At 45.4% G+C, this 12,413-nt stretch carries 11 protein-coding genes; 1 reads left to right on the top strand and 10 read right to left on the bottom strand.

Going from position 1 to position 12,413, the window contains the following annotated elements:
• Nucleotides 1-157: 157 nt before the first annotated feature.
• Complete coding sequence (locus H540_RS0110890) at nucleotides 158-1,444, bottom strand: Glu/Leu/Phe/Val family dehydrogenase (RefSeq protein WP_028400675.1); 1,287 nt, start codon at nucleotides 1,442-1,444, stop codon at nucleotides 158-160.
• A gap of 31 nt (nucleotides 1,445-1,475) precedes the next feature.
• Nucleotides 1,476-2,675 (bottom strand): ornithine--oxo-acid transaminase, encoded by a 1,200-nt coding sequence (locus tag H540_RS0110885; RefSeq protein WP_028400674.1) that lies wholly within the window; start codon nucleotides 2,673-2,675, stop codon nucleotides 1,476-1,478.
• A gap of 577 nt (nucleotides 2,676-3,252) precedes the next feature.
• On the opposite strand from H540_RS0110885, the gene H540_RS0110880 reads away from it, so the two are divergent.
• On the top strand, nucleotides 3,253-4,665 hold the full coding sequence (locus H540_RS0110880) for a sigma-54 interaction domain-containing protein (RefSeq protein ID WP_028400673.1): 1,413 nt from the start codon (nucleotides 3,253-3,255) through the stop codon (nucleotides 4,663-4,665).
• 38 nt (nucleotides 4,666-4,703) lie between these two features.
• Here the strand turns inward: H540_RS0110880 and H540_RS0110875 are convergent, their stop codons facing one another.
• The 8 genes from H540_RS0110875 to atpF all read right to left on the bottom strand — a co-directional run bounded on the left by H540_RS0110875 (nucleotide 4,704) and on the right by atpF (nucleotide 12,162).
• Complete coding sequence (locus H540_RS0110875; protein ID WP_028400672.1) at nucleotides 4,704-5,366, bottom strand: DUF975 family protein; 663 nt, start codon at nucleotides 5,364-5,366, stop codon at nucleotides 4,704-4,706.
• Nucleotides 5,367-5,797: 431 nt separating this feature from the next.
• Nucleotides 5,798-6,367, bottom strand: coding sequence for a Uma2 family endonuclease (locus H540_RS0110870; protein WP_028400671.1), 570 nt, complete (start codon nucleotides 6,365-6,367; stop codon nucleotides 5,798-5,800).
• A gap of 333 nt (nucleotides 6,368-6,700) precedes the next feature.
• Nucleotides 6,701-7,102 carry a F0F1 ATP synthase subunit epsilon gene (locus H540_RS0110865; RefSeq protein WP_028400670.1) on the bottom strand — a complete coding sequence of 134 codons (402 nt, stop codon included), beginning with the start codon at nucleotides 7,100-7,102 and terminating at the stop codon, nucleotides 6,701-6,703.
• A 21-nt stretch (nucleotides 7,103-7,123) separates the two neighbouring features.
• Nucleotides 7,124-8,536: a F0F1 ATP synthase subunit beta gene (gene atpD, locus H540_RS0110860; RefSeq protein ID WP_028400669.1), complete on the bottom strand. Its 1,413-nt coding sequence runs from the start codon at nucleotides 8,534-8,536 to the stop codon at nucleotides 7,124-7,126.
• Between the two features lie 101 nt (nucleotides 8,537-8,637).
• The gene (atpG, locus tag H540_RS0110855; protein WP_028400668.1) at nucleotides 8,638-9,498 is read right to left on the bottom strand and encodes an ATP synthase F1 subunit gamma; all 861 of its coding nucleotides are present in this window, start codon (nucleotides 9,496-9,498) and stop codon (nucleotides 8,638-8,640) included.
• 104 nt (nucleotides 9,499-9,602) lie between these two features.
• Nucleotides 9,603-11,108 (bottom strand): F0F1 ATP synthase subunit alpha, encoded by a 1,506-nt coding sequence (gene atpA, locus H540_RS0110850; RefSeq protein ID WP_028400667.1) that lies wholly within the window; start codon nucleotides 11,106-11,108, stop codon nucleotides 9,603-9,605.
• A gap of 11 nt (nucleotides 11,109-11,119) precedes the next feature.
• Nucleotides 11,120-11,662 carry a F0F1 ATP synthase subunit delta gene (locus tag H540_RS0110845; RefSeq protein ID WP_028400666.1) on the bottom strand — a complete coding sequence of 181 codons (543 nt, stop codon included), beginning with the start codon at nucleotides 11,660-11,662 and terminating at the stop codon, nucleotides 11,120-11,122.
• Nucleotides 11,659-12,162 carry a F0F1 ATP synthase subunit B gene (gene atpF / locus H540_RS0110840; protein WP_028400665.1) on the bottom strand — a complete coding sequence of 168 codons (504 nt, stop codon included), beginning with the start codon at nucleotides 12,160-12,162 and terminating at the stop codon, nucleotides 11,659-11,661. The genes H540_RS0110845 and atpF overlap by 4 nt, the downstream gene beginning before the upstream one ends.
• Between the last annotated feature and the right edge of the window lie 251 nt (nucleotides 12,163-12,413).

The following is a 12,413-nucleotide window of genomic DNA, read 5'->3' as shown; positions in this document are numbered from 1 at the left end:
GGTTCTGCACCTGAACGAGCCGATTCCGCTTTTCTTGGTGTCCAGCTCCATCGGCTAGGTGCTGCCACCAGAGAACCTCACCCACACAAAGGCCAAAAGCGCCTTTGAGGGGTGAGAACCTCTGGTTCTGCACCTGAACGAGCCGATTCCGCTTTTCTTATACCCAGCCGCGGAAGCGTGAAGCTTCTGCCATTTTTCTCATTCCGACCATATAGGCAGCCAATCTCATATCGACTTTGCGCTGTATTGCTGTCTCGAGAACCTTTTGGAACGAATCTACGATTTTAAGACGAAGCTTATCCTCGACTTCCTCTTCCGTCCAATAATAGCCCTGATTGTTTTGCACCCATTCGAAATACGAAACCGTAACTCCGCCTGCGCTCGCCAAAACGTCTGGCACAAGCAGAACGCCGCGTTCTGTTAAAATTTTGGTAGCTTCTAATGTAGTAGGACCGTTAGCAGCTTCCACCACGATTTTCGCCTGAATACGATGTGCATTTTGCGCGGTAATTTGATTTGAAATCGCCGCAGGAACAAGAATATCGCATTCCTTTTCCAAAATCTCTTTATTGGTGAGAACATCTTTAAATAAGTTCGTTACCGTACCGAAGCTGTCCCGTCTTTCCAATAAATAATCGATATCCAGTCCGTCCGGATTGTAAAGCGCACCGTTCGCATCGGAAATTCCGATTACGTTGGCGCCAGCTTCCTTCATAAATTTCGCAAGATAGCTTCCTGCGTTTCCGAACCCTTGCACGATGACGCGGGCACCTTTGATTGCAATGCCTTTTGCTTTAGCAGCTTCTTCTATGCAAATCGTTACGCCTTTTGCCGTAGCAGTTTCGCGGCCCTGCGATCCGCCGAGCACAAGAGGCTTCCCTGTAATGAAGCCAGGAGAATCAAATTCTTGAATGCGGCTGTATTCGTCCATCATCCAAGCCATAATTTGCGGATTCGTGTACACGTCCGGTGCCGGAATATCCTTTGTCGGACCCACGATTTGGCTGATGGCACGTACGTAACCGCGGCTTAATCGCTCCAATTCGTAGAAGGACATCTTTCTCGGGTCGCAAATGATACCGCCTTTCCCTCCCCCGTACGGAAGATCCACAATTCCGCATTTCAGGCTCATCCACATAGAAAGCGCTTTGACTTCCTCTTCATCCACTTCAGGATGGAAACGAATTCCGCCCTTTGTCGGACCGACCGCATCATTATGCTGAGCGCGGTATCCCGTAAAGATTTTCGTACTGCCGTCATCCATTCTGACAGGAATGCGCACCTGCAGCAGTCGCAGAGGCTCCTTCAACAGCTCATACATCTCTTCAGGATATCCAAGCCTTTCCACTGCCTCTTTAATAATAGATTGCGTTGAAAGAAATAAGTTTAAGCTTTCCTCTTGCTGCTCTTTTTCGATCTGGTTCGCTTTGCTCGTCACAGTCATCCTTGACACCTCGTCATCGTGAGTTTATATATTAGGCCAATACCTTTTGGATTTTGGCAATCGCCCAGTTCAAATCTTCTTCGGAAATGATTAAAGGTGGAGCGAAACGGATTGTCGTTTCATGCGTTTCCTTGCAAAGTAAGCCTTCAGCCTTCAATTGCTCGCAGTATGGACGAGCCGGACCGTCAAGCTCTACGCCGATAAACAAGCCTCTTCCGCGCACTTCTTTGATCATCGGATTGTCGATTTCCTTCAGCTTCTGCATGAAGTATTCGCCAAGCTCGCGGGAGCGCTCCGCAAGATTTTCTTCTTCCAATACTTCTAAGGAAGCAATGGACACCGCGCAAGCAAGCGGATTTCCGCCAAATGTAGAGCCGTGGGAGCCCGGGTTGAATACGCCTAATACATCGCGGTTCGCCGCTACGCAGGAAATCGGGAATACGCCGCCGCCAAGCGCTTTTCCAAGGATGTACATATCAGGAGTAACCTCTTCCCAATCGCAAGCAAATGTTTTTCCTGTACGCGCAAGACCTGTTTGGATTTCGTCCGCGATAAGCAGTACATTTTGCTCTTTACATAGCTCTTGCGCCGCCTTAAAGAAGCCGTCTGCCGGGATGATAATACCAGCTTCTCCTTGGATCGGCTCTAGAAGAAATGCAGCTGTATTTGGTGTAATTGCTGCTTTTAGCGCTTCCAAGTCGCCGTAAGGAATGAGCTTAATACCTGGAAGGAACGGACCGAAGCCGCGTTGATATTCTTTTTCAGAAGAAAGAGAAACCGCTGTCATTGTACGGCCATGGAAGTTTCCTACACATGCGATAATTTCCGCTTGGTTTTCCGCTACTCCTTTTACATCGTAAGCCCAGCGTCTTGCTGCTTTAACGGCTGTTTCTACTGCTTCCGCCCCTGTATTCATCGGAAGAACCATCTCTTTTTTTGTAAGTGCCGCGACTTTCTCATAAAACGGTCCCAGCTGATCACTATGGAACGCGCGGGAAGTCAGCGTAACTTTATCCGCTTGATCCTTCAGCGCTTGAATGATTTTCGGATGTCTGTGACCTTGGTTTACCGCAGAATATGCACTTAGCATATCCATGTATTTGTTTCCTTCCGGATCATATACCCAAACACCTTCCGCTTTAGAGATTACCACTGGAAGCGGATGATAGTTATTTGCGCCGTATTGATTAGTTTGCTCGATAATATCATTTGTACGAGATACAGTATTCATCATGTTTGTCTCTCCTTTTCATATGTTTATATTTTATACAGCTAAAGAAACACATCATGAATTCTTCCGCTGTTTTTTCTCTTCATACGTATATATGCAAAATGCATGCCAACTTTAAATCCTTATATAAACACACTTTCTATAGAGTAAAAGTGCAAAAATGCAAAATAATTTTGCATTTACATTCTATAGGTGTGCAAAATACGCAAATTTTTTTTGCGAATAACGCAAAAAACATATACAATAAAGACAAATATATAACTTAACTGACTAGCTTCTTCATCTTTCAAATTGCGCCGTTTACTATCCAATTTGGACCATTTATTACCCGAAATGATACATTTATTATTCCATTTGGACCATTTACTATCCAAACTTCAACTTTAAACCAGTTATTAAAAAACCGTCTTTTTATAATCCGGCGACGTGCAGAAGCGGTCAAACCTTTGTAGTGGTTCATGCAAGGATAAACCAGAGAGAAGAAGCATACCATACTCCCTTTTGGTTGCACATAGTACACGGAAATGTCGAAATTATCATTCACTCATATATAGATTACTGCGGGGGGATTCCATTGATATTCACATCAGAAGATATACAAACCATTCTCGCGAAAAATGAATTTTACGAGCATCTTCTTGACGAAATGGATGTAGGCATTCATGTCATCAATGAAGAAGGAAAGACGGTTATTTATAACCGAAAAATGATGGAAATCGAATCGATGGACAGCAAGGACGTTCTCCATAAAAGTCTGCTGGAAGTGTTCGCGTTCGGAGAAAATCAAAGCAGCACATTAATTGATGCGCTCAAATACGGCAAAACAAGACGGAATATTACACAAACATACTTCAACAACCGGGGCAAAGAAATTACGACAATCAACGATACAGCCCCAATCATCAAAAACGGCAAAATTAAGGGTGCCATTGAAATCGTCAAGGATATTACAAAGCTGAAGCAAAACATTCAGAAAACGGTTTTGAAGCATCGAGGCTCCAAGTTCATATTTGATGAGATTATCGGAAAATCACAAGCGATCCTGTCCATTATACAGGAAGCGAAGCGCGCCTCCCGCACCTCTTCTTCCGTACTCTTGGTAGGAGAAACAGGAACTGGGAAAGAAGTATTCGCACAAAGCATTCATAATGAAAGCGTCCGGGCAGCAAAGCCCTTTATCTCTCAAAACTGCGCCGCCATCCCTGAAACCTTGATGGAAAGCATTTTATTCGGCACAGCAAAAGGTGCCTTCACCGGTTCCATTGATAAACCCGGTTTGTTTGAAGAAGCTAACGGGGGAACGCTGCTGCTTGATGAGGTGAACTCGTTAAGTCCGCATCTGCAGGCGAAGCTGCTGCGCGTGATACAGGAACGCGCCGTACGAAGAGTAGGCAGCATGCAGGAAAAAGAAGTGAATGTACGCATTATCGCCACCATCAACGAGGACCCAGTTGAAGCCATCGCAAATAACCGTTTGCGAAAGGATCTTTACTACCGTCTGAGCGTTGTGACCCTGTTTTTACCGGCTTTGCGAGAAAGAAAAGACGATATCGAACTTCTTGTTCACAGCTTCATCCAAAAATACAATACTCTCTTTGACATGCATGTGAGGGGAATTGATGAGGATGTGAAGCAATTTTTCCTTCGCCACGATTGGCCCGGCAACGTCAGGGAGCTAGAGCATATGGTCGAAGGAGCGATGAATTTAGCAGAATACGAGGATGAGCTCAAACTCTCGCACCTTCCGACCCGTTTTTATAAATTGGCCTCGCAACATTACGAGAAAAGCGACGTACCGGATACAAAGACGCTGCTCCCTCCCGCTAATGCTCAGCCAGTGAAGCCTTTAAAAAAGAAAATAGACGATACGGAACAAGCTTACATCAAACAGCTCTTGGTGGAAAACGGCGGGAATGTTTCCAAAACCGCGAAAATGTTAGGGCTGAGCAGGCAGAGTTTGCAGTATCGTTTGAAGAAGCATGGGATATGAAAAACAGGCATTAAGCATGAACGCTTAATGCCTGTTTTTCATTCCGCTGCCTCTTCTTTAATTTTGGCATAAAAATGAGCCATCGCCACCGTCGCATACGGCGTCACCCAGAAATAAGCGATGCCGAACGTAACGGCGCATAGAAGAAACCAGCCGATAAAGCTGAGCATAAGAAGAAATAAATCCATCTTATGCCCTTGCATGATGCGCTTGCTTTCATCAATTGCCTGGTGCACCGTATAGTGGGGCTTCTCCAGTAAAATGAAGTATGTCATCGAGTAGGAAAAAGATTTTATAATGCCCGGTATGACGAGCAAAAGAGACCACAAAAGCGTATAAAGCCCTACTAGAAATACACTTTTAAACGCTAGCCACATTTGGCTCTTGCCGCGGAAATAACGAAATAAATCCTCTGCTCCCGCATTCTCCCCCCGTGCCAGCTTCAAATATACATTCAGCAGCCCTAACATCATAATACCCGTAATGAACAGCGATACAACCATATAAATCAGATGTAGCAAACCGCTCCAAATCTCTTCCATATCAGAGCCCATAAGCGGAATCATAAGCAGCATAACGGCGCCAAGAACCAAATATATCCCTGCAGCAGTAAGAATATAATATAAAAATGTCACGCCAGCTCCCAAGCCCCACTTGCCTTCCAATGAGGCCAACGCCTTTTTCTTTAAATCGCTCGTCATATCTCTGATCCCCTCCTGATGATGCCAAACTATTAAGATTGTATTCGCAGGAAAAGGTGGATATGCTACCAAGAAAAGTGCAACCGGCTCGCTCAGGCGCAGAGCCTAAGGTTCTCCGCCCTAAAAGGCGCTTTTTGCCTTTTTGTGGCGGAGGTTCTTAGGCGGCAGCGCCTAGCCGGTGGAGCTGGACACCAAGAAAAGCGGAATCGGCTCGTTCAGCTCCGGAAGGCAGAGGTTCTCTCCCCAAAAAGGCGCTTTTTGCCTTTATGGGGGGAGGTTCTCTGACAGGAGGAGCTAGCCGATGGAGCTGGACACCAAGAAAAGCGCAACCGGCTCGCTCAGCTTAAAGAAATAAAAAAACACATTCCACGGCAACAGAATGTGTTTTTTGTATATGAAATTTCCTAAGGGATACGACGCTGTCGAAAAAGCTAAAATGAGAGAAACAAGGATTCGATCGGAATCTGCAGTTCCTCCCAGTGAATGGACTGCAGTATTTGCTCTGTGCCGTACACCTCTCCTAGATGATAGTTCCCCTCTTGTAAATTATATATTTCTACTGTCTCATGTACGGGATCTACAATCCAATACTCTTTTACCCCATACTTTTCGTATAGCTTGAACTTTTTATTCCGGTCCTTTACAGCAGTTGAAGGAGATAGTACTTCTACCGTCAAACTGGGAGCTCCCTTCGCTCCCGATTGATCCAGCTGCTTCCTATGACAGAATACAGAAATATCCGGCTGTACAACCGTATCCGCCTGAGAATAATCATCTGTTTCGCTGAAACGAACATCAAAAGGAGCGACGAACACATGACAGCCGCGGCTTGAGAAAAAAGCTCGCAAATGTCCGTATAGTTCCCCTACCGCATATTGATGCTTAGTGGACAGAGCTGGCGTCATATTATATGGGATTCCCTGTATGAGTTCCCAACGGCCTTCCCACTGCTCATAATCTTCATACGTATACTTTCGCAAGTTCGCATCCGGCATATTCATGAACTCCTTTACTTCAGTATACAAAACATCAATTACACGCACAAATGTGCCTGCTTTACTCTTTCTTCATGAAAAGAAAGCATCCTGCTGCCGTCAATGCTTATTGTCTTTCTATTATATTAAGCCGCTGCCTCAGTCTGTTCTTGCCCCGACACTTTCAAATATATACAAGTGAATAAAAAAGCGTCTTTTATAGTGGGGAGAGATTATCCGGCGACGTGCAGAAGCGCTCACACCTTTGTAGTGGTTCATGCAAGGAGAAACCAGAGAGAAGGAGCATACCATACTCCCTAAAAATAAAACCGCAAAGGGAAACCCTTTGCGGCTTTGTAATTACTTCATATTAGCAACGTTCAGACGGTTAACTGCACGCTTTAATGCAAGCTCTGCACGTTTGAAATCCACATGTGTCTGCTTGTCATCCAAGCGGCGCTCAGCGCGACGCTTCGCTTCGTTCGCACGGTGAATATCGATATGGGACGCCACTTCTGCAGAAGGTGCCAGGATGGTTATTTTATCCGGACGTACTTCAATGAAGCCGCCGCCTACTGCTACATAATCCGTTGTGCCGCCTGTTTTGATGCGAACTGGACTAATTTGCAGAGGAGCCACTGTTGCGACGTGGCCGGGAAGAATCCCCATTTCCCCGCTTTCTGCTTTGACGCTTACCATTTCTACGTCTTTTTCGTATACCGGTCCGTCAGGGGTTACAATACTGACTTGAATTGTCTTCATGTTTAGTCCCTCCTAGACCTGTTATACTAAAGTTTTTGCTTTCTCGATAGCTTCTTCAATGCGACCTACTAGACGGAAGGATTCCTCTGGAAGATCGTCATATTTACCTTCAATGATGTCTTTGAACGCACGTACAGTTTCTTTTACAGGTACGTAAGATCCTTTTTGACCTGTAAATTGCTCTGCTACGTGGAAGTTTTGAGATAAGAAGAACTGAATACGACGAGCGCGGTGTACAACCAGCTTATCATCTTCAGATAACTCATCCATACCAAGAATCGCGATGATATCTTGTAATTCTTTGTAGCGTTGCAATGTTTGCTGTACTTGACGAGCTACGTTGTAGTGCTCTTCTCCTACGATTTCTGGAGAAAGGGCGCGGGATGTAGACGCCAATGGATCTACCGCTGGGTAAATACCCATTTGAGTCAGACGACGCTCAAGGTTTGTTGTTGCATCCAAGTGAGCGAACGCTGTTGCAGGAGCCGGGTCAGTGTAGTCATCCGCCGGTACGTATACTGCCTGAATGGAAGTAATGGAACCTTTGTTAGTGGATGTGATACGCTCTTGCAATTGACCCATTTCAGTCGCAAGTGTCGGCTGGTAACCTACGGCAGAAGGCATACGGCCTAGAAGCGCGGATACCTCAGAACCTGCTTGCGTGAAACGGAAGATGTTGTCGATGAACAGAAGTACGTCTTGTCCTTGCTCATCACGGAAATATTCTGCCATTGTTAAGCCTGTTAACGCTACGCGTTGACGTGCTCCAGGCGGCTCGTTCATTTGTCCGAATACCATGGCAGTTTTCTTAATAACGCCGGAATCGCTCATTTCGTGGTAAAGGTCGTTACCCTCACGAGTACGCTCACCTACACCTGCGAATACAGAGATACCGCCGTGCTCTTGTGCGATGTTGTTGATTAATTCCTGAATTAATACCGTTTTACCTACGCCGGCACCGCCGAATAGACCGATCTTACCACCCTTGATGTAAGGAGCAAGCAAGTCTACTACTTTGATACCAGTTTCAAGAATTTCTACTTTTGTAGAAAGCTCTTCGAATGCAGGAGCTTGACGGTGGATAGGGTCGCGGCGAACGCCAGCTGCTACTTCACCGTCCAAGTCGATTGGATCGCCTAGTACGTTAAATACGCGGCCAAGTGTTGCATCTCCTACAGGAACAGAGATTGGTCCTTCCGTATCTGTTACTTCCATACCGCGAACAAGTCCGTCTGTAGAAGACATCGCAACCGTACGAACTGTGTCATTGCCTAAGTGAAGCGCAACCTCTAATGTTAGGTTGATTTTTGTTTCGTTTTCACTGCTTGCTTCATGCGTTACTTTAAGGGCGTTGTAGAGGTTAGGCAGCTTTCCGTCTTCGAACTTTACGTCTACAACCGGACCCATTATAGCGGTAATGCGTCCTTTATTCATCGGTTTCCCTCCTTATTTTTGGTCCCGTTTTTACTGACAGGAAGCCCCTAGAGGCGACCGTAATAAAAACCCAATTGATGTACTTTACTAGAGTAAGTATTCTACTCCAATGCCGCTGCGCCGCCGACGATTTCCGTAATTTCTTGCGTAATCGCTGCTTGTCGAGTGCGGTTGTAAGAAAGTGTATACGTATCGATAACTTCGAGCGCGTTGTCTGTAGCGTTCTTCATTGCTGTCATACGCGCTGCGTGTTCGCTTGCTTTTCCGTCCAGCAAGGCACCGTACACTAAGCTTTCTGCGTATTGCGGCAATAACACTTTCAGAATGTCTTCTTCAGAAGGCTCGAACTCGTATAATGTTGTTGGTTTATTCGATGCTACGTCAGTTAAAGGAAGAATTTTCTTCGCTTCTACTTCTTGTTGAATTTTGCTGACATAGTGATTGTAATAAATATACAGCTCGTCATATGCACCGTCTGTGAACATAGCTACCGCACGGGATGCGGCTTCCTTAATGTCCGCAAACGCAGGCTGATCGGAAAGGCCTGTAATCTCATCGATAATGTTAAGGCCGCGACGCTTCAAATAGTCGCGTCCAACACGTCCGAGCACGATGATTGCATATTGGCTGGAATCCATATTGTGACGTTCTTTGATTTCTTTGCTGAGTGCACGCAGTACGTTACTGTTGTATGCACCGGCAAGTCCACGATCGGATGTGATTACGATATAGCCTGTACGTTTTACCGGACGCGCCGTCAGCATCGGGTGATTTACACCTTTGCTTCCGTTTGCTACGTTCGCTACCACCTCTTGAATCTTATCCATGTACGGAACGAATGCTTTCGCATTTTGCTCTGCACGGTTCAGCTTGGCGGCAGACACCATTTGCATTGCCTTTGTAATCTGGCTCGTTTTCTTCGTGGAGTTAATCTTTGCTTTTATATCGCGTAAAGATGCCACAGGTTCTCACCACCTTTTAGTCGGAAGTAGGCATACGAAGAGAATAGGGCGAGCCTACTCTCTCCTTTATTTATTACTTCGGAGCTAACCCGGCTCCGCTTGTTTTATTCAGAAACAATGAATGTCTTTTTGAACTCGTTGATTGCGGCGATCATTTCTTCTTCCGCAAGCTGTCTTGTTGTACGGATTTTGTCAAGAACGTCCGCACTGTTAGAGTCCATCCATCCCAACATTTCATCTTCGAAGCGTTGGACGTCCGTAACTGGGATATCATCTAGGAATCCGCGAGTTAACGCAAAAAGAATCATAACTTGCTTTTCTACCTTAAGCGGTTTGTGCAAGCCTTGCTTCAATACTTCTACTGTGCGAGCACCGCGGTTTAGTTTCGCTTGTGTCGCTTTATCAAGATCAGAACCGAACTGAGCGAATGCTTCCAGTTCACGGTAAGATGCTAAGTCAAGACGAAGCGTACCAGATACCTTGCTCATCGCTTTGATCTGTGCAGCTCCCCCTACGCGGGATACGGAAGTACCTGCGTCGATCGCTGGACGAACGCCGGAGAAGAACAAGTCAGATTGCAAGAAAATCTGTCCATCTGTGATGGAGATTACGTTTGTCGGAATGTAAGCAGAAACGTCCCCTGCTTGTGTTTCGATGAAAGGAAGTGCAGTTAAAGAACCGCCGCCTTTTGCATCGCTTAATTTTGCAGCACGCTCAAGTAAGCGGGAATGCAAGTAGAATACGTCCCCTGGATATGCTTCACGGCCTGGAGGACGACGTAATAATAGAGAAAGCTCACGGTATGCCGCAGCTTGCTTAGAAAGATCATCGTATACAACAAGAACGTGCTTGCCGTTATACATGAACTCTTCACCCATTGTTACACCGGCATAAGGAGCCAAGTATAAAAGTGGAGCTGGTTGAGAAGCAGATGCCGTTACAACGATTGTGTATTCTAATGCACCGAACTTACGTAAAGTTTCTACTACGTTACGAACAGTAGATTCCTTTTGTCCGATTGCAACATAGATACAAATCATATCTTGGTCTTTTTGGTTCAAGATTGTATCAAGCGCCACTGCTGTTTTACCAGTTTGACGGTCACCGATGATTAACTCACGCTGTCCGCGTCCGATTGGAACAAGAGCGTCAATCGCTTTGATACCTGTTTGAAGCGGCTCGTGTACGGATTTACGATCCATTACGCCAGGAGCCTGGCTTTCGATAGGACGAGTTTTCTTTGTGTTGATTGGGCCTAAGCCGTCAACAGGCTGTCCTAATGGGTTTACTACACGTCCGATTAACTCTGGTCCTACTGGCACCTGCATGATGCGTCCAGTACGGCGAACCTCGTCACCTTCGCGAATGCCTGTGTAAGGTCCTAAGATGACAATACCTACGTTGTTTTGTTCTAAGTTTTGCGCTAGTCCCATAACTCCGTTAGAGAACTCTACAAGCTCCCCTGCCATTACGTTATCAAGACCATGAGCACGTGCAATACCGTCACCAACTTGAATAACTGTACCAACATCGCTAACTTCGATTTCAGACTGATAGTTTTCGATTTGTTGCTTAATCAGTGCGCTAATTTCTTCAGCTCTGATGCTCATGCGTTTCACCCCTATCTATTCTTCAAAAGTTCACGTTGAATACGCGTTAATTTTCCTTGCAGGCTTCCGTCATAAATACGGTTGCCGATGCGGACTTTAATGCCGCCTAATAAATTATTGTCTACAATATTTTTAATGCGGATTGCATCTTTTCCCGCTTTCTTCGCAAACACTTCAGCAATTCCTGCTTTTTCGTCTTCTGTAAGCTTACGAACAGAGTACACGATCGCATCTGCAACGTTGCGCTCTTCATTCGCTAAAACAAAATACGCGTCTGCGATTTCGGTTACGATGTTCTCGCGATGATTGTCGATAAGAAGGAACAATGTGTTCAAAATAGGCTGAGATAGAGAAGAGAATGCTTTGTTTAGCATTTCTTTCTTCTTTTCGTTAGAAATGTTAGGCTGTTCCAAAAACATATGCAATTCCTTGCTGTTTTGGAATACGTCTTTCACAGAGCGCAATTCTTCCTCAAACGTTTCTAACATATACTTTTCTTTTGCGAGCTGGAAAAGAGCAACTGCATAACGATTGGCTACAATGTCTTTGCTCATCGCGCTTCGCCTACCTCGTTGATGTAGTCACGAATCAGCTTCGCTTGGTCTTCCTCTTTCAGTTCTTTTTCAATTACTTTAGAAGCAATTTGAACGGATAGAGTAGCAACCTGTGCTTGTAAAGCAGCGATAGCTTGCTCTTTTTCACGCTGAATCTCTTTTACTGCAGATTCTTTCACGGATTCTGCTTCTGCTTTAGCAGCAGCGATAATACCTTCTTTTTGCTCTTCCGCTTGCTTTTTCGCTCTCTCAATCAATTCCTTCGCTTCTTGGCGAGATTGCACCATGAATGCGCGTTGCTCTTCTACCAATTTCTTAGAATCGGCATTGTTTCTTTCAGCCGCTTCAATTTCACTGGCAATATGCTCTTCACGCTGCTTCATGATATTCATTAAAGGTCCGAATGCATATTTGCGAAGCAACGCTAATAGAATTAGGAAAATAACCAATTGGTACACGATCGTTCCATATGGAATGGCAGCTCCTAAAAGCACAAGGATTCACTCCCTTCAGTAGTTTCAACTTGACAAAAAAAAGCCTCAATTTTTGGCATGTATTCAGCTTCGCCGGCAGTCGGCTCCGCTTTTCTTGATGTCTAGCTTCGCCTCCTAGATGCTCCTGCAGAGAACCTTCCCCACAAAAAGGCAAAAAACGCCTTTCTGGGGAAAGAACCTCTGCTTCCGCATCTGGGCAGTCGGCTCCGCTTTTCTTATAAAGCAATGGCGAAGAAGGCTTGCAAACGATCTTCGCC

This window comes from Ectobacillus panaciterrae DSM 19096, assembly GCF_000430785.1.
Taxonomy (GTDB): domain Bacteria; phylum Bacillota; class Bacilli; order Bacillales; family Bacillaceae_G; genus Ectobacillus; species Ectobacillus panaciterrae.
The sequence above is the reverse complement of the archived record's forward strand: the minus strand, read 5'-3'. Positions and strand labels throughout refer to the sequence as shown.